Origin of the sequence: Rhodococcus sp. NPDC058521 (assembly GCF_042719695.1) — a bacterium.
Classification (GTDB): domain Bacteria; phylum Actinomycetota; class Actinomycetes; order Mycobacteriales; family Mycobacteriaceae; genus Rhodococcus_F.
Genome location: NZ_JBHXNL010000015.1, coordinates 55,085 through 77,768, shown reverse-complemented (window position 1 = coordinate 77,768; position 22,684 = coordinate 55,085). Strand labels below are relative to the sequence as shown.

General features: G+C 64.6%; 16 protein-coding genes and 1 pseudogene. 6 read left to right on the top strand and 11 right to left on the bottom strand.

The annotated features are described in order from the left end of the window. Window positions 1–80: 80 nt before the first annotated feature. The 4 genes from ACFWO3_RS19335 to ACFWO3_RS19320 form a co-directional block, all read right to left on the bottom strand. Window positions 81–1,532, bottom strand: a complete 1,452-nt coding sequence (locus ACFWO3_RS19335) for a glutamate synthase subunit beta (protein ID WP_378580783.1) — start codon at window positions 1,530–1,532, stop codon at window positions 81–83. Next, entirely contained in the window at window positions 1,525–6,123 is a 4,599-nt protein-coding gene (gene gltB, locus ACFWO3_RS19330; protein WP_378580782.1) for a glutamate synthase large subunit, read from the bottom strand. Before gltB ends, ACFWO3_RS19335 begins: the two co-directional genes overlap by 8 nt. Before the next feature lie 400 nt (window positions 6,124–6,523). Next, a complete protein-coding gene (locus tag ACFWO3_RS19325) occupies window positions 6,524–7,069 on the bottom strand; it encodes a DUF488 family protein (RefSeq protein ID WP_378580780.1) in 546 nt (181 codons plus the stop codon). Then, a complete protein-coding gene (locus ACFWO3_RS19320; RefSeq protein WP_378580778.1) occupies window positions 7,066–7,758 on the bottom strand; it encodes a helix-turn-helix transcriptional regulator in 693 nt (230 codons plus the stop codon). Before ACFWO3_RS19320 ends, ACFWO3_RS19325 begins: the two co-directional genes overlap by 4 nt. 59 nt (window positions 7,759–7,817) lie before the next feature. Between ACFWO3_RS19320 and ACFWO3_RS19315 the strand changes: the two are divergent. The 5 genes and pseudogenes from ACFWO3_RS19315 to ACFWO3_RS19295 form a co-directional block, all read left to right on the top strand. Then, a pseudogene (locus ACFWO3_RS19315) lies at window positions 7,818–7,952 on the top strand (ferredoxin family protein); the annotation flags it as partial. Between the two features lie 101 nt (window positions 7,953–8,053). Next, window positions 8,054–9,739: a cytochrome c oxidase subunit I gene (ctaD, locus tag ACFWO3_RS19310; protein ID WP_378580776.1), complete on the top strand. Its 1,686-nt coding sequence runs from the start codon at window positions 8,054–8,056 to the stop codon at window positions 9,737–9,739. Between the two features lie 298 nt (window positions 9,740–10,037). Further along, window positions 10,038–11,027 (top strand): hypothetical protein, encoded by a 990-nt coding sequence (locus ACFWO3_RS19305; RefSeq protein WP_378580774.1) that lies wholly within the window; start codon window positions 10,038–10,040, stop codon window positions 11,025–11,027. Further along, window positions 11,024–11,791, top strand: a complete 768-nt coding sequence (locus ACFWO3_RS19300; protein WP_378580772.1) for a hypothetical protein — start codon at window positions 11,024–11,026, stop codon at window positions 11,789–11,791. The genes ACFWO3_RS19305 and ACFWO3_RS19300 overlap by 4 nt, the downstream gene beginning before the upstream one ends. Window positions 11,792–11,830: 39 nt before the next feature. Then, window positions 11,831–12,235, top strand: coding sequence for a VOC family protein (locus tag ACFWO3_RS19295; protein ID WP_378580770.1), 405 nt, complete (start codon window positions 11,831–11,833; stop codon window positions 12,233–12,235). On the opposite strand, the gene ACFWO3_RS19290 is transcribed toward ACFWO3_RS19295, so the two are convergent. Then, the gene (locus tag ACFWO3_RS19290) at window positions 12,232–13,515 is read right to left on the bottom strand and encodes a glycosyltransferase (RefSeq protein ID WP_378580768.1); all 1,284 of its coding nucleotides are present in this window, start codon (window positions 13,513–13,515) and stop codon (window positions 12,232–12,234) included. The genes ACFWO3_RS19295 and ACFWO3_RS19290 overlap by 4 nt on opposite strands. A 77-nt stretch (window positions 13,516–13,592) precedes the next feature. On the opposite strand from ACFWO3_RS19290, the gene ACFWO3_RS19285 reads away from it, so the two are divergent. Continuing rightward, complete coding sequence (locus ACFWO3_RS19285; RefSeq protein ID WP_378580766.1) at window positions 13,593–14,942, top strand: cytochrome P450; 1,350 nt, start codon at window positions 13,593–13,595, stop codon at window positions 14,940–14,942. Here the strand turns inward: ACFWO3_RS19285 and ACFWO3_RS19280 are convergent. The 6 genes from ACFWO3_RS19280 to ACFWO3_RS19255 are packed head-to-tail and all read right to left on the bottom strand — an operon-like array spanning window position 14,917 to window position 22,660. Further along, complete coding sequence (locus ACFWO3_RS19280; RefSeq protein WP_378580754.1) at window positions 14,917–15,756, bottom strand: hypothetical protein; 840 nt, start codon at window positions 15,754–15,756, stop codon at window positions 14,917–14,919. The genes ACFWO3_RS19285 and ACFWO3_RS19280 overlap by 26 nt on opposite strands. Window positions 15,757–15,782: 26 nt before the next feature. Next, complete coding sequence (locus ACFWO3_RS19275) at window positions 15,783–16,415, bottom strand: nitroreductase family protein (protein ID WP_378580751.1); 633 nt, start codon at window positions 16,413–16,415, stop codon at window positions 15,783–15,785. Continuing rightward, complete coding sequence (locus ACFWO3_RS19270) at window positions 16,412–18,211, bottom strand: AfsA-related hotdog domain-containing protein (protein WP_378580748.1); 1,800 nt, start codon at window positions 18,209–18,211, stop codon at window positions 16,412–16,414. The genes ACFWO3_RS19275 and ACFWO3_RS19270 overlap by 4 nt, the downstream gene beginning before the upstream one ends. Further along, a complete protein-coding gene (locus ACFWO3_RS19265; RefSeq protein WP_378580745.1) occupies window positions 18,208–19,260 on the bottom strand; it encodes an SDR family oxidoreductase in 1,053 nt (350 codons plus the stop codon). The genes ACFWO3_RS19270 and ACFWO3_RS19265 overlap by 4 nt, the downstream gene beginning before the upstream one ends. Further along, the gene (locus ACFWO3_RS19260; protein ID WP_378580742.1) at window positions 19,257–19,487 is read right to left on the bottom strand and encodes an acyl carrier protein; all 231 of its coding nucleotides are present in this window, start codon (window positions 19,485–19,487) and stop codon (window positions 19,257–19,259) included. Before ACFWO3_RS19260 ends, ACFWO3_RS19265 begins: the two co-directional genes overlap by 4 nt. Then, entirely contained in the window at window positions 19,484–22,660 is a 3,177-nt protein-coding gene (locus ACFWO3_RS19255) for an AMP-binding protein (protein WP_378580739.1), read from the bottom strand. Before ACFWO3_RS19255 ends, ACFWO3_RS19260 begins: the two co-directional genes overlap by 4 nt. Between the last annotated feature and the right edge of the window lie 24 nt (window positions 22,661–22,684).

The following is a 22,684-nucleotide window of genomic DNA, read 5'->3' as shown; positions in this document are numbered from 1 at the left end:
CGAAGTTCTCTTCGTTGTCCGAATACACAAAGATCCGCGCCCCGTTCGATTCGAACGGGGCGCGGATCTGTGATGCGTACTTACCGCTGCGGGGCGGTGGTCGGCAGGATCGGTGCCGGCAGAGCCGACGACCCCTCCAGGTAGGCGTCCACGGCTGCGGCGGCCGAGCGTCCCTCGGCGATCGCCCACACGATGAGCGACTGCCCACGGCCCATGTCACCGGCCACGAACACGCCGTCGACGTTGGTGGCGAATTTGTCCGAGCGGGCAACGTTGCCGCGGTCGGTCAGGTCGACACCGAGATCGGTGAGCAGGCCCGGCTTCTCGGGCCCGGTGAAACCCATCGCCAGGAAGACGATGTCGGCCTCGAGGTCGAACTCGGACCCCTCGACCTTCTGGAACTTCCCATCCACCATCTCGACCTCGTGGGCGCGCAGGCCGGTGACCTTGCCGTCCTTGCCCACGAACTCTTCGGTGTTGACGGAGAACACACGCTCGCCACCCTCTTCGTGAGCGGAGGACACGCGGTACATGAGCGGGTACGTCGGCCACGGGGTCTGCTCGGCACGAGTCTCCGGCGGGCGCGGCATGATCTCGAACTGGTGCACGACCTCGGCGCCCTGACGGTGCGAAGTTCCGAGGCAGTCGGCTCCGGTGTCGCCGCCACCGATGATGACGACTTTCTTGCCCTTGGCCGTGATCGTCGGCTCTTCCATGTCGCCGAGCTGCACCCGGTTCGCGATGGGCAGGAACTCCATCGCCTGGTGGATGCCGACGAGTTCACGACCGGGGATCGGCAGGTCGCGAGCCTCGGTGGCGCCGCCGGCCAGAACCACGGAGTCGAACTGATCGCGCAGTTCGTCGGCGGTGATGTCGACGCCGACATTGACGCCCGTGCGGAAGTTGGTGCCCTCCGCCTCCATCTGCGCCAGACGACGATCGATGTGCCGCTTCTCCATCTTGAACTCGGGGATGCCGTAGCGGAGCAGGCCGCCGATGCGATCCGCACGCTCGAAGACGGTGACCGAGTGTCCGGCACGGGTGAGCTGCTGGGCAGCCGCGAGACCGGCGGGACCGGAACCGACGACGGCAACCTTCTTGCCGGTGCGGCGGGACGGCCGCACGGGCTCGACCCAGCCTTCGTCGAATGCGCGGTCGATGAGCTCGACCTCGACCTGCTTGATCGTCACGGGGTCCTGGTTGATGCCCAGAACGCACGACGCCTCGCACGGTGCCGGGCACAGCCGCCCGGTGAACTCCGGGAAGTTGTTGGTGGCGTGCAGACGCTCGATGCCGTCGTGCCACTTGTCCTTGTAGACCAGGTCGTTCCACTCGGGGATCAGGTTCCCCAGCGGGCAACCGTTGTGGCAGAACGGAATACCACAGTCCATGCAACGGCTGGCCTGGTCGCGGAGAGTCTCCTTCGGGAACTCCTCGTAGACCTCTTTCCAGTCGAGCAGGCGCAGCGGAACGGGACGGCGGACCGGAACCTCGCGGGATCCGTGCTTCAGAAAGCCCTTCGGATCAGCCACGAGCTGCCTCCATGATCGCCTCGTCCACGTTGGCGCCGCGAATCTCGGCGTCCTTGATTGCCATGAGTACCTTCTTGTAATCGCGCGGCATCACCTTCGCGAAGTGCCCCACCTGCTGCGACCAGTCGGACAGGATGCGCGCGGCAACCTCCGAACCGGTCTCGTCGCGGTGACGCTCGATCGCGCCCTTGAGCCACGCACACTCGTCACCTTCGAGATCCTCGAGATCGACGAGTTCGGTGTTGAGATTGTCTTCGAAATCGCGGTCCGGGTTGTAGACGAACGCAACGCCACCGGACATACCGGCACCGAAGTTGCGACCCGTCTTGCCCAGGATGACCACCTTGCCGCCGGTCATGTACTCGCAGCCGTGGTCGCCCACACCCTCGACGACGGCAGTGGCGCCGGAGTTTCGGACACAGAAACGCTCACCGACGACACCACGCAGCAGCACCTCGCCACTGGTGGCGCCGAACAGGATCACGTTGCCACCGATGATGTTGTCCTCGGCGACGAAACCTGCTGCCGTTTCGAGCGGCGGGCGGACCACGATGCGACCACCGGAGAGACCCTTGCCGACGAAGTCGTTGGCGTCGCCGTGCAGGCGCAACGTCATGCCCTTGGGCACGAACGCACCGAAGCTGTTGCCGGCAGAACCCGTGAAAGTGATGTCGATCGTGTTGTCCGGCAAGCCCTCACCGCCGTACACCTTGGTGAGCTCGTGACCGAGCATCGTGCCCACCGTGCGGTTGACGTTGGTGATCTTCGATTCGAAGGCGACCTTCGTGCCCTTGTCCAGGGCATCACGGCTCTGGATGATGAGCTGCTGATCGAGCGCCTTGTCGAGACCATGATCCTGGGTTCCCGTGCAGTACAGGTCCTGGTCGAGGAACGCTGACTCGGTCTCGTGCAGGATCGGCGACAGATCGAGGTTGCCTGCCTTCGCGCCCTTCCAGTGCTCGAGAGCCTTGGTCGTGTCGAGCATGTTCACCTGACCGACCGCCTCGTCGAGGGTGCGGAAACCGAGCTCGGCCATGAGCTCGCGCACCTCCTCCGCGATGTACATGAAGAAGTTCTCCACGAACTCGGGCTTGCCGGTGAAACGCTCACGCAGAACCGGGTTCTGAGTGGCGACACCCACCGGGCAGGTGTCGAGGTGGCAGACACGCATCATGATGCAGCCGGACACCACCAGGGGCGCGGTGGCGAAACCGAACTCCTCGCCGCCGAGCAGTGCCGCAATCATGACGTCGCGTCCGGTCTTGAGCTGGCCGTCGACCTGCACGACGATGCGGTCGCGCAGACCGTTGAGGAGCAGCGTCTGCTGGGTCTCGGCGAGTCCGAGCTCCCACGGTGCGCCGGCATGCTTCTCGGAAGTCAGCGGAGTGGCGCCGGTGCCACCGTCGTGACCGGAGATCAGCACCACGTCGGCGTGCGCCTTGGAGACACCCGCGGCAACCGTTCCGACACCGACCTCGGAGACCAGCTTCACGTGGACGCGAGCCTGCGGGTTGGCGTTCTTCAGGTCGTGGATCAGCTGGGCCAGATCCTCGATCGAGTAGATGTCGTGGTGCGGCGGCGGCGAGATGAGGCCGACGCCCGGGGTGGAGTGCCGAACCTCGGCCACCCACGGGTACACCTTGTGCGCGGGCAGCTGGCCACCCTCGCCGGGCTTTGCGCCCTGCGCCATCTTGATCTGGATGTCCGAGCAGTTGCTCAGGTAGTGCGAGGTGACACCGAAGCGTCCCGAGGCGACCTGCTTGATCGCGCTGCGCCGAAGATCGCCGTTCTCGTCGGGGCTGAATCGGTCGACACTCTCGCCGCCCTCACCGGAGTTGGAGCGGCCGCCGAGACGGTTCATGGCTATCGCCAGGGACTCGTGTGCCTCGGCCGAGATCGACCCGTAGCTCATCGCACCCGTGGAGAAGCGCTTGACGATCTCGCTGGCGGGCTCCACCTCTTCCAGCGGAATCGGCTGGCGCACATCCTTCTTGAACTCGAAAAGGCCGCGCAACGCTGCGAGGCGCTCCGACTGGTCGTCGACGAGTTTCGTGTACTCCTTGAACACCTTGTACTGCCCGGTGCGGGTGGCGTGCTGGAGCTTGAAGACGGTGTCCGGGTTGAACAGGTGGTACTCACCTTCGCGCCGCCACTGATACTCGCCACCGACCTCGAGCTCGCGGTGCGCGTGCTCTTCCGGACGATCCAGGTACGCGTTGGCGTGACGGACTGCCACATCGGCTGCGATCTCGTCGAGGCCGATACCACCGAGGTGCGAGTTGAGTCCGGTGAAGTATTCGTCCACCAACTCCTGCGACAGGCCGATGACCTGGAACAGCTGCGCGCCGGTGTAGGAAGCCAGGGTCGAGATGCCCATCTTGGACATCACCTTGAGAACACCCTTGCCGGCTGCCTTGATGTAGTTGGCGATGGCCTGATCCAGGCTGATGCCGGACAGCTCGTCGTTCGTCACCATCTCGTCGATGGTCTCGAACGCCATGTACGGGTTGATCGCTGCGGCACCGAAGCCGATGAGGAGCGCCATGTGGTGCACCTCGCGGGCGTCGCCCGCCTCGACGATCAGCCCGACCTTGGTGCGACTCTTCTCGCGAACGAGGTGGTGGTGCACCGCCGAAGTCAGCAGCAGCGACGGGATCGGTGCGTACGTCTCGTTCGACTCACGGTCCGACAGCACGACGATGCGCGCACCCCCGGCGATTGCCTGCGACACCTGGTAGCGAACGTCGTCGAGCGCCTTGCGCAGGCCGTCGCCGCCTTCGGCGACCGGGTAGAGGCCACGGACGATGACGCTGCGGAAGTCGGGGAAGCGGGCGTCGTCGTTGGCGTGGATGAGCTTCGACAGGTCGTCGTTGTGGAGGATCGGCTGCGGCAGGAAGATCTGCCTGCAGGACTCCGCGGTGGGCTCGAGCAGGTCGTGCTCGGGTCCGATGGTGCCACCGATGCTGGTGACGACCTCTTCGCGGATGGCGTCGAGCGGCGGGTTGGTGACCTGCGCGAACATCTGCGAGAAGTAGTCGTAGAGCATCCGCGACCGCTTCGACAGAACCGCGATCGGAGTGTCCGTGCCCATCGAGCCGAGAGCTTCCGCACCCGAAGCCGCCATCGGCTTGACGAGGAGCTCGACCTCTTCGTTGGTGAACCCGAACATCTGTTGGCGCAGCACGACTCGTGCATGCGACATGTACGTGTAGGGACGGTCAGGCAGATCGTCCATGTGGACGAGGTTCTTGTCGATCCACTCCTGGTAGGGGTGCTCGGCAGCGAGATCGGACTTGAACTCCTCGTCGTCGATGATGCGACCCTGCGCCGTGTCGACCAGGAACATACGACCGGGCTGAAGGCGAATCTTCTGGACCACGGTGGCGGGGTCGATCGGCAGGACGCCGACCTCCGACGCCATGACGACGAGACCGTCCTCGGTGACCCAGAGGCGTGAGGGACGCAGGCCGTTTCGGTCGAGGACGGCGCCGATGACGGTGCCGTCGGTGAAGCACACCGACGCCGGTCCGTCCCACGGCTCCATGAGTGCCGAGTGGTACTCGTAGAACGCGCGGCGGGCGGGGTCCATGCTCTCGTGACGCTCCCAGGCTTCCGGGATCATCATGAGCACGGCGTGCGGGAGGCTGCGGCCACCGAGGTGCAGCATCTCGAGTACCTCGTCGAAGCGAGCAGTGTCGCTGGCGCCCTTGGTGCAGACCGGGAAGATCTTCTCCAGTTTGTCTGCGCCACCGAAGATGTCGGACTCGATGAGCGCCTCACGGGCACGCATCCAGTTCTCGTTGCCGGTGACCGTGTTGATCTCACCGTTGTGCGCCACCCGGCGGAACGGATGCGCGAGAGGCCACGACGGGAACGTGTTGGTGGAGAAGCGCGAGTGCACCAGGCCGAGTGCCGACTCGACACGCTCGTCCTGCAGGTCCAGGTAGAAACCCTTGAGCTGCGGGGTGGTGAGCATGCCCTTGTAGACGAACGTCTGGCTCGACAGGGACGGGAAATACACCGTCTCCTTGCCCGGCCCGTCCTGGCCGGCACCTTCGCTGCCCAGTTCGTGTTCGGTCCGCTTGCGGACGACGTAGGCTCGGCGCTCGAGGTCCATACCGGTGAGCGCATCGTTCTCGCTGCCGATGAAGATCTGGCGGAACGTGGGCATCGCGTCGCGCGCGAGCGCACCGAGGGAGGAGTCGTCGGTTCCGACGTCGCGCCAGCCGAGAACCTTCAGGCCCTCGCTCTCGACGATCTTCTCGACGGCCTCAGCTGCCTTGACGGCGTCCGCTTCGCCCTGTGGGAGGAAAGCGATACCGGTTGCGTACGCACCCTCGACGGGCAGCGGAAAGTCGACCACGGCGCGGAAGAACTTGTCCGGCACCTGCAGCAGAATGCCCGCACCGTCACCGGTGTTGGGCTCGGAGCCCGCGGCTCCACGATGCTCGAGATTGACCAGCGCGGTGATCGCCTTCTCGACGATGTCCCTGCTGCGGCGGCCCTTCATGTCCACAACGAATGCAACACCACAGGAGTCGTGTTCGTTGGACGGGTGGTAAAGCCCCTGGGGGCTTGGAAGTTGCTTCATACCCAGCCTTCGTATGCCAAAGAATCTGCACCGACGACCAGCAGCGCTGATGGCCATCTCATTGCAACGCCAGCACCGTCACGAGGTGATCGGTACCAATCCGTTCGGCTGTCGCCTCGCGCGGCACTCCAGGGGTGTGGTTCTCGCGCCAAGCGACATTGCCTCACGGTCGGGTCGGACATTCGTGAGTCCACCGTGTAAATAAAACGATAGGTCAAAACCCCCGCATTATCACAACTTAGGCTCACCTATCAAGGCCTTGACCTGTGCGTTCACTGGAGGCAGTGTCGACTCCTTCACAATCTCCTCGGCATTTCGCGCAGGTTTCCGGGCCTTGCCGACCCGGCTGGCGAATGGTTAAGGTGACCGACGCGCCCTTCCCGGGTGCCCCTGAGGGTGATCAATCTTCCCCGTCCCACACCACCAGTCCGTCGGTACGCAGTCTTGCCCCGGGTGCAGTCGGATGCGGGGTCAGCCTTCCGTCGTGCATGAGGTGGCGAACCATGCGCCCGTGGGACAGGGCGGCCACATCGGCCACGAGGCGACGGTGACATCGCCACCACACACTTTCACTGCACATCACAGCCGTAGTGCGCTGCTCCGCCGAAGCGAGCACGTCTGCCAACGCTGCGGCAAACTCCTCGGTCCGGGTGTGTGCCGCATAGGCGGCGAACTGTTCGACTCGCCACCAAGGATCATCGCGGGGAGCATCGGCCGAAAGTCTTCGACGGCCGCCCAGACGCGGTTCCACCCGGTAGTCGATTTCCGCCCGTGGCAGCCACTCCGCCATGGCGTCGCTTCGGACGTCGGGATTGTGTCTGCTCCCAGGAAACCGCCGAATGTCGACGATTGTCCGAATGCCGGCGCCTTGCAGCAACCGCGTCAGCCCGTCCCGGTCGAGCCGGCCATGTCCCACGGTGATCAGCGCCGTGTCCGTGTCGTTCATTGCGTGGCGACTCGCGCGAGGCAGGTGTGCGGGGTGTCCCAGGGCGTGAGAGTGCCTTTCGCTCCCGGCACGCCTGCTCGTTCCAGAACACCGCGCAGCAACCCGAGGTGCACAGAGCACACCACGCTCGGATTCTTCCGGGCGACCAGCTCGAAGGGACAGGTGTGCAATCGGATTCGAATTTCATCGGACTGTGTCTGCGTCTGGGGTTCGAAACCCATCTCTGCAAACAACGCCGCTGCGCTGTCGACCGCAGCGTCGAGCGTCCGCGGTGCCCCATCTGATTCGGTCATGCCGCGCAGCGCCCACTGCCTCCCGGCCTCCACCGCTCGTTCCTTCGGGTCTCCGCCTGGGCTCGCCCAGTGGGCGGCCAGCACCTCGGCCAAGTCTCCGTATCGCGCCTGGTGCCCCCACGCGCTGGGTTCGAGCGCTCGATACAGCCGTCGTGGACGTCCCCGCACGGGGTTCGTCTCGAACTCGGCGGTGACCAACCCCGCGTCTATCAGCGCGTCGAGATGGAACCGTACGGTGCTCACGTGCAGGGAAAACGAGTCCGCCAGCTCGCCGGCAGACTGCGGTTCGGAACTGGACCTGAGAGCGTCCATCAGTTCCGCGCGCCGATCGGAGGCCAACACCGCGTGCGAGACCGTGCGGTTCCTGTCGCGAACTGTTCCCTTCCGCCCGGCCATACGGTAAGACTTTATAGGAATGCATTCCTCTAAAACAGAGCGAGTCTCTGGAGGTGCGTATGACGTACGTGATCGCGCAACCGTGCATCGACGAGCTGGATCGCGGCTGCGTGGAAGAGTGCCCCGTCGATTGCATCTACGACGGCGCCCGAGCGCTCTACATCCGACCGGACGAATGTATCGACCGCGGCGCTCGAATATTGAGACCCACCGGCCTCGACACCGAACCGGTGGCGACCTTTCCGCCCCACTCCGAAATCCCCGGTCCCGAACGCTCGGGCACAGAAGGCGCACCGTGAACGCGCCGACGGTGACGAAACCTCGTCCTGCTCGCCCGTATCCGCCGCGTCGCGGCCTGAAGGGGTCGTATCTTTACCGGGCAGCAACCACCACCGATCCCAAGATGCTCGGGATCATGTACCTGGTCACGTCTTTCGGCTTCTTCATGGGAGCAGGACTCATGGCCCTGTTGATGCGCGCCGAACTCGCCCTCCCCGGCCTGCAGTTCTTGTCGAACGAGCAGTACAACCAGCTCTTCACCATGCACGGCACGATCATGCTCCTGCTGTACGCAACACCGGTCGTGTTCGGTTTCGCCAACTACATATTGCCGCTTCAGATCGGCGCTCCGGATGTGGCGTTTCCCCGCCTCAACGCGTTCAGCTACTGGCTCTACCTGTTCGGCGCATTGATCACCGTCTCGGGCTTTGTAACTCCCGGCGGCGCGGCAGAATTCGGATGGACTGCCTACACGCCGCTCAGCAACGCTCTGTACTCTCCCGGCGTGGGTGGTGACCTGTGGATAACTGGACTCGCCGTGGCCGGTCTCGGCACCATCCTCGGCGCCGTCAACATGATCACCACGGTCATCTGCCTACGCGCACCGGGAATGACGATGTTCCGGATGCCGGTCTTCACGTGGAACATCTTCCTCACGTCCATCTTGATTCTGATGGCATTCCCACTGCTCACCGCCGCATTGATGGGCCTATTGGTAGATCGGCACCTCGGCGCGCACATTTTCGATCCAGCCACCGGAGGTGCGCTTCTGTGGCAACACCTGTTCTGGTTCTTCGGCCACCCTGAGGTGTACATCGTCGCGCTGCCGTTCTTCGGGATCGTGTCGGAGATCTTCCCGGTGTTCAGTCGCAAACCCATCTTCGGCTACCTCGGTCTCGTCTACGCCACAATGGCCATCAGTGCTCTGTCGATGTCGGTGTGGGCGCACCACATGTTCGCGACCGGCGCCGTACTGCTGCCCTTCTTCTCGATGATGAGCTTCCTGATCGCCGTGCCTACCGGTGTGAAGTTCTTCAACTGGATCGGCACCATGTGGAAGGGGCAGCTGACCTTCGAGTCACCGATGCTCTTCTCGATCGGATTCCTCGCCACCTTCCTGTTCGGCGGTTTGTCGGGGGTGATCCTTGCCAGTCCTCCATTGGATTTTCACGTCACCGACTCGTACTTCCTCATCGCCCACTTCCATTACGTGCTCTTCGGCACGATCGTCTTCGCGACGTACGCCGGCATCTACTTCTGGTTTCCGAAGATGACCGGACGCTTCCTCGATGAACGACTCGGCAAGTGGCACTTCTGGACCACCTTCGTCGGTTTCCACGCCACTTTCCTCGTGCAGCATTGGCTGGGAGCCGAAGGCATGCCTCGGCGTTATGCCGACTATCTGCCGTCCGACGGGTTCACCGTCCTCAATTCGGTGTCCACCATCGGTTCGTTCGTCCTGGGCGCCTCACTGCTTCCGTTCGTGTGGAACGTCTTCAAGAGCTACCGCTACGGCGAAATCGTCATGGTGGACGACCCGTGGGGTTACGGAAATTCACTCGAATGGGCCACCACGTGCCCACCGCCTCGTCACAACTTCACCGAGCTTCCACGCATCCGGTCCGAACGGCCTGCCTTCGAACTCCACTACCCGCACATGGTGGAGCGGATGCGAGCCGAAGCGCACGTCGGTCGAGGCTGAGTGGTGCCCGACACGGCGGAAGCGCGGTGCTGATCGTTGCCCTGGTTGCTGGTGGTGTCCTTGCGCGATCCGAAGGAGGGACAGGACCTCTGCGGGCGGGAACGTCTCGTGGATGAACTGCTCGTGGTCCCTCGATCCCTGCGTCCTCTCGAGAGATTCGGCGGTCCTGATCACCGTGTGCAAGATCGCCTGATGAGCGGCTGTTCGGACGACTGGTTCTGCCGGTACGGTATCTTGGCGATTCGGACATGCAGGACGGGTGAACGACAGCTACGGGGGCGGAGAATAAGATTCGATGGTGACTGACACCGACCGCGGAGAACAAGACCGCTACGGTCACTGGTTCCCACCCTTCGCACCCGCACCGGCACCTACTTCGGCGGCTGCCACCCCCGACGCCGACGTTCCCGAAGTGAATCCGCAGGAAGCCGCTTGGTCGGACGGGTCCACAGAGCCGACCGGGATGATGTTCTCACCCGACAACAAGGCCCCCGCCGTGAGCGATCCCGGTGCCTCCCGTGACGCGCCGACGCCGACGTGGCTGTCCGCGGATCAGGGCCCGGACGAGATCGTGTCCCCCCGGAAGCCGCGTAAGCCGAAGAAGCAGAAACCCCCGAAGGCACCCAAGGCCGCCAAGTCCGCGCCTGCTCCCGCACCGGCGGCGGCGCCCAAACCCGCCCCCGCACCGGTCCCCGAGCCGACGCCTGCTCCCGCGCCTACTGGGTCCGTGCCTACAGGGGCCGTGCCTTTGGAAGCACCCCGAAAAGAAGGCGGCAGCAGCAAGCGCCCGTTGATCATCGGAGCCGCCGCGGCCGGCGTCGTTGTTGCGGTCGGCGCCCTGGTGATCGGACTCGTCCTCAGGCCGGACACACTCAGCAACAACGACTCGGCATCGGCGCAGCCGACAGCTGCTGGAACCGGCTTCTGCACGGAGTCCGAATCGAACGGCACTGTCGTGAGCAATCAGCCGGGCGATCAGAGCAGTGGCACCAACGCGATCCTGGCGTTCGAGTATGCGTACTACGTCGAGCGGGATGCAGAGAAGGCACGCGAAGTGGTCACGCCCGACGCCAAGGTGAGCGCGGCCGAACGACTCCAGACGTTCATCGACGACATTCCCGCAGACACCGACTATTGCGCGGAGATCGAACAGACGACCTCGGACCGGTATCTCTTGACGCTCCGAGTGAAGTCTCCGGGCCTGCCCGAGGAGAAGTACCCCACGGGCGTGGGCACCACCGAGATCGACGGCAAGACGTTCATCACATACATGGGGGCACCCGAATGACCGCAACCCAGTCCACGCTGACCCTCCCTCCCCTCACGCTCGTGCTCGGTGCGTGCGGTGGCGCGGGCGGCACCACCACTGCCCTCGGTATCGTGAACGTGACTGCGGCACACGGCTTTCCCGTCGTCGCTGTGGACACCACGCCCGCCGGCGGAGATCTGGCCGATCGTGGCGCAGACGATCGCCTGTCGAAGGGCAACCTCGAGCAGTTGGTGGCCACCTCGGCGGGCGGGCCGATCAAGGACGACGTCTTCGAGGCGTGCAGCTCTCGCACCAAGGCCGGTGCCCGGGTGCTGCAGCGGGTCGGTGAGCACACCGCCGGCAATGCCGATTACGGCGCCGTCGACCTGTATCTGCGTGCACGCGCGGTCGCGGGGGTCTACGACATCGGCCACCGCTTGCGGCCGTCGTATCTCGCACCCCTGCTCACCGATCCGCGTGCACCGATCGTGCTGTCGGTGCCGTGTCGTGCGGACGCGTTCAACCGCATGCGCGCAGCGCTGGAGACGATTGCGAGCACGCTGGGGCAAGCCGGGTTGGCACGCACCGTCGTCACCGTGTCGAACCAGGACGCGGCCGGCTGGCAGGTCGACGTCGATCTGCTCCGCGAATATCTGGCGGATCAGGTGTGGGGCATCGAGCAGATTCCTTACGACGAACACCTCGCCTCTGGTGTGGTCCTCGATCACACCGCGCTTGCACCCCAGACAGTGGCAGCCTACGAACGGCTCTCGGCGGCGACAGCGGCGATCGCAGTGCAGTAGTGTATTGGTGATCCATATCACACATACGAAGGGTGCGTCATGCCCACGCTGCTCAACCCGTATCTCAGTTTTCGTGACTCGGCCAGACAAGCCATGGAGTTCAATCACTCGGTGTTCGGCGGCGAACTGAACCTCAACACGTTCGCCGAGTTCCATGCGAGCGAAGACCCGGCCGAGGCCGACAAGATCATGCACGGAATGCTGACCGCCGAGAACGGATTGGTCGTCATGGGCGCCGATACGCCCGCCGGGATGGATTTGAACGTCGGCGACAATGTCTCCGTATCGCTGAGCGGTGAGGACGAAGCGGAGCTGACGGGCTACTGGAACAAGCTGTCGGACGGCGCGACTGTGGCCATGCCTCTCGCCGACGCGCCGTGGGGAGCCAAGTTCGGGGCACTGACCGACAAGTTCGGAATCAACTGGATGGTCAATATCGGCTAACGAGCCGCTGCCTCGATCACATCGGCTACTCGAGCGGCAGGATTCGATTCACCCGAGGCGAGTTGCTCTGCGAACCTCCGTGCCCGTTCGGAGGTGCCGGGCGACAGCACCGTTTCGATACCCGTCTTCAACGCGGTGTGATCGAGCTTGGCGAACTTCACGTGTGCCCCGACGCCGAGCTTGGTCACCTGCACACCCCACAGCGGCTGATCGAACGACACCGAGCAGACGAGAGTCGGCAGGCCCGCGCGCAGGCTCTCGTATGTGGTGCCGATGCCGCCATGATGCACCGCGGCCAGGCAGTGCGGGAACACGAGATCGTGCGCGAGGGGGCCGACGACCTTGACGTGGTCTCCGGTCGAGTGGTCCGCGACCTCGAGATCGCTCCAGCCCGCGCTGACCAGCGCGCGTTGGCCGAGTTCGGCGGTGATCCGGTCGACCATCCGCAGCACTGCGCGGGTGTCCTGAATCGGCATGCTGCCGAACCCGAAATAGATCGGCGGCGCGCCGTCCTCGATCCACTCGAGCACGTCGGCGTGCTCGTCCGCCAACTCCCCCACGGCTTCCCGGGCGGAGCGCGGCAAATCCAGGAAGCCCATCAGGGGCCTGCTGTCACCCCATTCCTCCGCGAGCCCCGGCACGAATGCCTTGTCGTACAACTGAAGTTCGGGCACCCCGTCACGTGCCAGCAGCGATTCGACGTTCGTCCGTGTCTTTCCGAGGCCGAGTTTGCTGCGCAACGCGTTGATGTACTTCATGAAGGCGAGTCCGCGCAGCTTCTCGGTCGCCACCCAACTTGCCCTTATGACGGGTGCGGGCAGGTTCCAATCGTGCGGGAGACCGCCGGGGAGCGTGTACAGGCTGTTTCTGCGGCACGGAAAGCTGTGCATGGTGACCAGCGGAACGTTCATCGCCTCCGCAATGGACTGCGACCGGTCTTCCGTGAGCATCGTCGAGACGATGACGTCCGCACCCTTGCACACGTCGATCATCTCGTCGTCCATGCGCTCCGCGTACTCGGACATCTGCTTGGCGACCATCGGCATGAGCTTGAAGGAACTGCCCGACGCGAGTGCCTTCTGTCCCTGCTCGGACGAGTACAGCTTCTGCACATCGGGGCCGCACTGCCGGGCTTCGAGCCCGGTCCTCGTGACGAAATCGACAAGGTTCGGTGGCGCACCCACCACCACGTCGTGTCCCCGCCCTGCCAGTTCCAGGCCAAGCGCAACAGCGGGTTGTACATCGCCGCGCGTTCCGGCCAGTGGGAGAACCACCTTCATTACCAGCCCCTTACTGCGTTGTGGTACCACCATAGTGACAGCGCTCACCCACGCAACCGCGACAGGAGCCGGCGCCCATGCCGCAACACGAGTCCGCCGTGCCCACCGCTCGGGGTCGGGTGCCTCTTCTCGGACACAGCATCTCCGCGCTTCGCGACCCTCTGGCTTTCATCAGGACGCTGTCCTCGTACGGCCCGATCGTGCGCATCTACCTGGGGCCCACGCCCGCATACGTCCTGACAACGCCCGATCTGATTCGCCAGGTGAGCTTCGGCGAGGCCGGCCATTTTCACCGTGACGAACTGCGCGAGGCGATCAAGGTCATCGTCACAGGATCGGTGAACGTTCTCAGCGGCACTGAGCACGACCTGCGCCGGCGGATGATCGCGCCGGCGTTCCGTCAGGCGCGGCTCGGCGTCTATGCCACGGTCGCTGCCGAGGTGGCCAACCGTTGGGCGGAGGGCTTCTCCGACGGCGCGGAGGTCGACCTCGGTAGCGAGGCGCACAGCCTCGTCCTCGAGACCATCTCGTCGACCCTCTTCACCGCACGCTTCAGCTCCGACGCCCAGGCAGCGATCCGCGACAACATTCCGTGGCTACTCGGCGAGGTGATCCGGCGGGGCGCTCTTCCGCCGGAGATCACCCGAATGCGTCTGATCGCCAACCGTCGGTTCGCGGCGAAGTCACAGCAGCTGCGATCGGCGATCGGCAAGGTTGTCACCGAGTACCGACGCGCCGACGAAGACCGCGGTGACGTCCTGTCCGCCTTGATCGCGCACACGGATGCCGAAACGGGCGCAACACTTTCCGATTCGGAGATCGTCGACGAGCTGATTCTCGTTCTGGCCGCGGGGGTGGGCTCCGAGGCGTCGATGCTCGCGTGGTTGATCCACGAACTCACGCAGCACCCCGATGTCGCCGCCGCGGTCCACACCGAACTCGACGCCGCGGTCGGCACCGATCCGGTCACACCCGAGCACATCCAGTCACTGCCCTACTTGCGGCAGGTGCTCCAGGAGACGCTGCGCTTCTGGGCGCCCTGGGTGAGCATGCTGACAGCGGGCGACAACGTGGTCGTCGGCGACCTCGCCATCCCCTCCGGGGCGAATGTGGTGTTCAGCCCCTACATGATTCACCACGACGCAGAATATTTCGAGAATCCCGAGGTGTTCGATCCCGACCGATGGGCACCCGAGCGTGCCGAGGACATCGACAAGAAGGCGAACATGCCCTTCGGGGTCGGCAAGCGTCGTTGCCCCGGCAATCACTATGCGCTGATGGCGATCACGCTTCAGGCAGCCGCCCTGCTGTCGCGGTGGGAACCGGTCCCCGATCCCAGCAAGAAGGTGAAGCCTTCCAACCAGGACTTCGTGATGTCCCCGTCACGCGTCCCCGTCACCCTCAGAGCACGAGTGCCTGCGCGATGAGCACCGAATACAGCGTGACGATGAACAGCACCGGCGGAAGCAGCGGATAATCGACCCGTTCGGTCCGAAGGTATTTCGCCGCACCCCACACAGGAAACGCGAGCAGTAGCACCGGAATCCAGACGAGTACGCGGTCGAGTGGCATCACGACCAGGTTCACGAGCACCGCGACGCCAGCGAACACCAGGCCCGCTGCGACAGCCCCGCCGGACCCGAGGAAGTTCGAGTAGTACATCTCGTCCGGACGAACCACTTTCGACGTCTTGCGAGCGAACTCGAACTGCAGAAATGCGCCCGCGAAGATCGCGGCGATCGCGAACGACTGCCAGCGCAGTTCCGCCTCGCCGGTTTGCACCGCCGACACCACGACGTAGGCGGTAACGAGCAGCTGAACGGGATACGTGACGACCAGATTGAGCAGAATGTTGTCGCGGATCGGGCGTGACATCGCTTCGATTCCCCACAACCCGAGCCCGTATGCCAATACCGAGGCGATCATCACGGCCGACCCGAAAGACAACGCCGCACTGGCGGATACCGATCCAGCTGCGATCACGGCCATGGCAATCCGCAGGTCCGTGGCCGTCACCGCGCCCGTGACGAGAGGACGATCGGGGTTGTGGATCCGGTCGTAGTCGAGGTCCTTCTGTTCGTCGACCATGCGGAGATACAGCAGCACGAACAGTACGACCACCAAGCGCACCGCGGTGTGCCACGTGGGCCGCCACGACTGAGGTGTGGAGACCACGGCGGCGGTGCCTTCGAGGGCCAGCACCCAGAGAATGCCGTACAGCACGTAATGGGGCTTGTACATCACCCTCGTGAATCTCGCGATTCGGGTCAGCAATCCGAGCCCCACGAGTTCCAGTGAAGCGGTGCGGGTTTACGCCGCGAACGCCCTCCCGCTACCGGCTTCAGATATCCGACCGGAAGCAGTGCTACCTGGGTCACCTCGTCGTAGGGAATGCCGAGAATTTCGGCAACCTCACGTTCGTAGGTGAGGTGGGCCGTGGTGATACTCGAACCGATACTCCTGCTCCGAAGCGCGACCATGAAACTCCACACCGCCGGGTACACGGAGCCGTAGAAACCGGCCAGCTGCTTCGCCGAGGCATCCTCGGGGAGTCGGCCGCGTTGGCAGGCGAGCACGAGAGCTGGGACCTCATGCAGATGCTCCGCGAGATATGCGGCCGATTCGAGCTCCACCCGCTGATCCGGCGTCGGAGTTCTTCCGGCGATGTTGTCCGCGAAGCCCTTGCGGTAGAACTGCGCAACGGCATTCTTCGTGTCGTGGTCGTCGATGACGACGAACTGCCACGCCTGCCGATTCGATCCGGTGGGGGCGTGTGTTGCCACGTTCAGACACTCTTCGAGAACATCACGCTCGACCGGTCGGGTCAGGTCGAGCTTGCGCCGGAACGCTCTGGTGCTGGTGAGCGCCTCGTCGACGTTCTCGCTGCCGGATTGCGTCATGAACCGTCCTCTTCCGAAAAGTGCAGCTCGATCACGGCGAGCGACTGGCCTTGCTGCATCACCTCGCAGCGTGTTCCGGTCTCGGTGACCTTCACGGCGCACGCGGCAGGAAGATCGAGTTCCACGAAGCCCGAGAAGCTGCTGAACACCGCTTCGAGCCGCGGAGCCGAGCCCGTTCGACGACGAGATACCGCGATGCTCGCCTGCCGACTCGCCTCGATCAGCAGGTTTCCGGGCGCGTGATCGAGCGGATGGTCGAACAGACTCGGATGCGACTGGTCGACGACCAAGGGGAACTCGAAGTCGACTTCCGCCCCGACCACCACATTGCGTTCGTCCAGGCGACCCACGTCCCGTGGCGCAATGCGGGCTCCGGGCCACAGTGCCACCGCCGCCTCTTCGAGCTGTCGGGCAGCCCGGGTCGCGCGTCGGATGCCTGCCCACTGCTGCGGGTCGTGCCAGGAGAAGGAGCCGTCCACGACCATCATCATCGCTCCGTCCCGCAGCACGGCCAGCTCCATCGCGACGCCGGTGACGACGTCGTCGGACCGGAAGTGGCGGAGGATCTTCGCCTCGATCACCAAGTTGGCGGCATCGGCTCCGATGTCCCACACACCGCCCGGTTCGGCGCGGCCGTTGAAGGTGCGGACCAGGAAGTGATGATCGCCCGGCAGGTCGAAGTACTTGTGAATCACCGCGATCGACGCCTGACGCGTAGCTTCCATCACCATGAGCGGATCGTGCCGGTCTCGCGCCCGGCCGAGATGGTCGCCGTAGTAGGCGTGCATCCGTGGAAGCTGAGCACCGATCACGAACTGGTCGCCGGAGCGACTCAATGACGTGAGAAGCACCTCCGAGACGGCAGTCTTGTGGACCAACCTCCGCGGGACCGTGTGCTGGTGACGTTGTGGTGTCGATGCACTCCCCGTCCGCATCGGCAGCACCGACGATCCCACCACGATCACAGCCCAGGGGTCGAGCTTCGCATCGCTCTCCCACGCGTTGCGCAGCAACGTAGCCCAGCCCGCGTCCGTGTCCACGGCGGGATCCGCGTCGGGGCCCACGCCGAGTTCATTGTCGTCCACCCTCAACTCACCGCGCAGGACGTCCTCCGCCTCACCGCGCTCGAAGCTCCGCTGCGGTGTCTGCGAGTACAGGTGGTTTCCGATGTCGCGGGCCTCGGCGCTTCGATCCAGCCCGGACACTGCCTCTTCGAGAACGGTCCTGCGAGCGTCGCTCCCGAAGTAGATCGCCAGCTCCCGAACGACGTCTGCGGGATCGTCCGGGGTGTGCACCATGTTGAGGAGATAGGTGTGCAGACCGAGCAGATGACGTAGCTGGCCTGGCTGACGATCCGCGGGATTCGTGGGACCCTTCAGCTCGGTGAGCAGCACGGACACCGGTTTCGTCGCCGTGTCGTGGGTGACGACGAGAACGAGCGAGTCCGAGATCTCCAACAGCAGGTCGGCGAGGCGGCGCCGTTCGGCAGACGCGATGTCCCATTGGAAATACCAGAGGGCCCGGACGAGATTACGGTCGACTCCGACCTGGCGCGCACAGACGATCCGGAAGCCGTTCTCCGACAGCCATTCCAGCGTCGGATCGACGGCCCTCGCCACGATGGCGTCCGGCTTGAGCAGCAGGATGCCGTTTCGGTGTGCGAAACCTGCTATGTCCGAAGTGTGTTCGGAGAGTTGCTGCAGACCCTCCTGGAAGTAGGTGTCCCGTGAATACGCCTCGCGCTTACTCGGCGAATCGAAAAGTCCGGCCGGTACCCGGTCCTCGTGATTGCTCATGATTTCTCCGCACCGCCGGCCAGGGAGGCCAGCACTTCTTCGATCGACGGCAGGGGCGCGCCGAGATATCCCGACTCGAGACAGTCGTCGAGCACCACCCGGAAGTAATCCGGGCCGCTCGGCGGGGACGGTCGGCCGAGCAATTTCTCCGCGCCCGAGACGTCGAACGCGAGCCGACGGTGGAAATAGCTGGTGTACAGCGATCCGACCCGGAGGTAGTAGTCCCGCTCCGTTCCTTCCAGGTCGGAATCCGAGAAGGAGGTGGGCGGAACGAAAGTGGCGATCTCGAAGGAGGGGTATTCGGCCAGCACGTCGGATACCTCGCGGAGCGAGAGTGCGTCCGCGCCGACAGCGTGGAACGTCCGTCCCCGCGCCTCGTCGAAGTCGAGGACGGCAGCGACGACGACGTCCGCGACGTGATCGAGCGGCGCCAGCGCCAACGTCGCGTCGTATCGTCCTGGCAGCGAACGGAGTTTGCCCTCCACCATCAGCTTGAGAACGGTATAGAGGTTCTTGTACTCGCGGATCGCCCCGGTTTCGGAATTGCCGGAAACGATGCCCGGGCGTATCACGGTCCACTGCAGACCGTCCGCTTCACGGACCAGTTTCTCGGCACGGAACTTGCTGCGCTCGTACAGGTTTCCGAACATCTGATCCACGTCGAGATCGTTCTCGGCCACCACGCCGTTGCGTTCTCCGCACACGTACGCCGTGCTGACGTGCACGAGGGGCACATCCCATCGTCGTGCGAGTTCGACGACGTTGCCGGTGCCCTGCACGTTCAGTTCTTCGTAGACCTCCGGTGCCGCGTCGAACGCCGTGGTGGCTCCGCAGTGCACGATTGCCGTGACCTCGGAGGCCAGCGCTTCGAGGTCCGCGGCCGCGATCCCGAGATCAGGGACTCGCACGTCTCCGATAACACGAGTCACGCTCTCGGCCAACGGGGTTCGATGACTCAGTGCCGTCACCGCCACGTTGCGGGCCGTCAACCGGGAGACGACCTCGGCTCCGACCAGGCCACTGGCCCCGGTCACCAGAACGTGGCTCATGACGATCCCTCGATCAACTTCACCACGGCGCCCACGGTGCGCACGGGAGCCAACTGTTCCGGCCGGAACGGCGGGAGCTCGAACGCACGCTCCAGGGCCACTGTCAGTTCCATCAGCCGCAGCGAGTCGTACCCGAGGTCCTCGACGAGACGTAACTCGTCGTCACCTGCCGTCGTCGGTGAGGGCGACATCGCTCCGACGATCGCGCGTACCTTCCGTTCCGTCATCGAGTCCCCTCGTCTCTCAGATGTGGTTGCAAGCCACCCGAACTCAGGAGGTCGCGTGCCTCGTCGATGGGCAGGGTGCCGTCGAGGTAGCCACCGAGCCTGAGCCAGTCGTAACCGATGTCCAGGGTTCGCCGCCACGTGACTCTCGAGTCGAAGGAGGCGGGGAATTCTGCGCCACCTGCCACCTGCCGTACGGCCGCCACGAACTTGTCCAGGGCGTCGACGTCCGTACCCGCGGTGGTGGCGTCCTCGAGAAGGCTCAGCAGATCGTCGTGACGCGGAATCAGTCGACGAACGGTGGCCACCGGTGCCACGTCGGCCGGTAGTGGGTGAATTCCGTGCGCGGACAGTAGGACTCGCACCGCCATGGCCGTCATCCGGTGGGCGGCCACGGCGGCAACTTCCGGTTGCTCCGATTTCAGGGCACCGACCAGGTCTTCCCGCGCGTTCTCCAGCACGATGTTGGACCACACCAGCACAAGAGCGCATTCGGCGAACCGAGTTGCGGGCAGAGGCGACAACGAGATCTCCGAGGTCTGGGTACGCGCACCGCCGGTGACACCGAGAGCCGGAGCTGCCGGGTCCGGGGTGGGTCGCACCGGACGCACCGGCTCGCACATCGCGAGGGCAGGCTCCAGGACGCGGCCGCCCTGCCATTTCAAGCGCACGAACCCGAGCTCGACGAACCGCGCAAGGTAGGGGTCGCGGCGGATCGGTTGACCGAACACGACGGTTCTCCAGGACCTACCTGCCTCTTCGGACAGCACGTAGACGTCCTGTTTGTCTCGAACGACGTGTACCCGCCCGCCGATCTGCCACGTCGTGACGCCGGGCATCCGTGCGAATCGAATTCGTTCGGGTTCGACCGGAACTCGGCCCACACCCAGATCTGCAGCGAGCTCCAGGCACTCTCGCAGGTTCGGATCTCCGTCGACCGCGTTGCGGTATCGGCCGACAATTACGTGGTCACCGAGTCGCCGGAGTTGCTCGGGCAGCCACTTGGTTTCCAGGTAGGTTTCGGCGCGGGCGGCAGCCCACGATTTCACCGCCTGCAGCAGCCCGTCCTTCAACCATCCGGCAGCCTCGTCGGGTTCACCGATGGTGTCCAGTGCCAGCGCATACCCGAGTGCGGCAACGGCACGCGCAGCCCACCAGTCGGCCATGCGCTTCTCGAATTCGGCGTACGGAAGCAGTGATCGCAACTCGTCGACAACCGGTCCCCCGCGCACCACTCCGGCGCGGAGGAATCGTTGACACCTGTTGAGTACGTCCTCGCCGGCGTCTTCGCGCCGAGCGCGCTCGAGTTGGTCCCGCAACTGCGCCTCCGAGCGAGTGCGTACCTCCACACGTCGGCCGTCCACGAACAGAACCGTCGGCATGGTGGGCAAGTCGGCTTCCCCTGGCACGACCACCAGGAAGTCGATGTCGGATCCCTCGTTGCCGAACCCCTCGGCGATGGAACCTTCCAGGAGCACGTCCGCCGAATCGGGGACGTGGACCTGTTCGGAGACTCGAGACAGCAGCTCCGTCAGGTATTCGGGCGGCAGGTTCACGTGTGGCGTGTGCACCGCCGCGCCGTCGAGCGCGTCGTCCTCGAACAACTGCCACATATGGCGCCGACGAGGCTTGCCGCTCGAGGTTCGCTTGACGAGACCGCGGGGCCCCGTCACGATCGTGACGGTCCGAGCAGGTCCGAGCTCACCGCGCAGAACTCTGCGAGCTTCCGAGATCCAGTCGCCCGGCTCCGTCTCGGCGAAGAGGGCAATACCCTGCGCACCTGCGTCGGAGATCGCGACGGCGGCGATCCTGCCCTTCGGCAGTCCCACCTCGCCGGCAAGCCGTGCTTCGACGTCCTCCATGAAGAGAGTCCGTCCGCGCACCTTCAGGCTGGTTCCCATCCGACCGAGTACGAACAGTTCACCGCTCCTGAAGAAGCCGGCGTCGCCCGTGTGCAACGAACCGTCGGCGTCGATGTGGCCGGCCGACACCGACTCGCCACGCACGACGACCTCCCCGAGGTATCCGTCCGGCAGCACGGTGCCGTCCTCGCCGAGAATCGTGATGTCGGCGAACCTGGTCGACGACCCGACCCCCGACACCCAGCCGCCACCGGGAACAGTCGTTCCGGTAGTCAACTGCCTCTCGCTCAGGACGGTCACCGGCGTGCCGAAGTGCAGCGAGGAATTGTCGATGCGCAGCGCGGTGATCGGACGGTCGCGGGCCGAGGTGCTGACCATCAGGGTCGCCTCGGCGAGCCCATACCCCAATGTGAAGGTGTCGAGCGAAAAACCCTGCGGTCCGACGAGTTCGGCGAAGTGCACGAGATCTGCAGCAGCGACCGGCTCCGCCCCGACGCAGAGGGTGCGCCAGCTCGACAGGTCCAAGTCGGCGATCTCTTCGGGTCGGACCCGGCTCACGACGTATCCGAGAGCGAACGAAGGAGCCGGGCAGTGCTGGGCGAATGTCATTGCGCGCAACCATCTGGCCGGGTCACGGACGAACTGATCTGGTCTCATCAGGTAGAGGTCGCCCTGGTTGGTCACGGCCGTCAGGAAGCTGCCGACGAGCCCCATGTCATGGTAGAGCGGCAACCAGGACATCATGGTGTCGCCCGAATGCCATCCGATGCGTTCGCTGATCATTTCGATGTTGCTGGCCAGGTTCTTCCAGGTGATGCTCACTCCGCGCGGCACGCCCGTCGAGCCCGAGGTGAACTGCAGCAACGCCCGTTCACCTGCTGGCGCGAGTTCGCTCACCGGTTCTGCGGCACGCATGGAGTTTTCGTCCAGAACCAACGGCACGACGCCGGTTCCCCACCGCTCGAGCGCCTGCGCCGTGAGCGGTGCCAGCTCGGGAGATGTCACGACAACCCGAGGTTCGGACTGTTCGAAGATCGCTGCGATGTGGTCTACATACTGTTCTACGTCACCGAATTGTGGTGGAGCAACAGGAGTGAACGCACCACCCGCGGCCCACACGCCGTACAGCGTTGCTATGCAAGGGAATCCGGTGGGCATGACAACACATGCCACATCACCGGACCGAAGTCCGTTCTCCTGCAGCACGGTAGCGACGCGAAGGGTCAGATCTGCGAGTTCGGGATAGGACAGCGAGTTCCAGCCGTCGGAATCGTCCGCGACATACGTGGCCGCGGATTCCACAGGCGACAACATCCAACTGCGGATCCTGTCGACGCT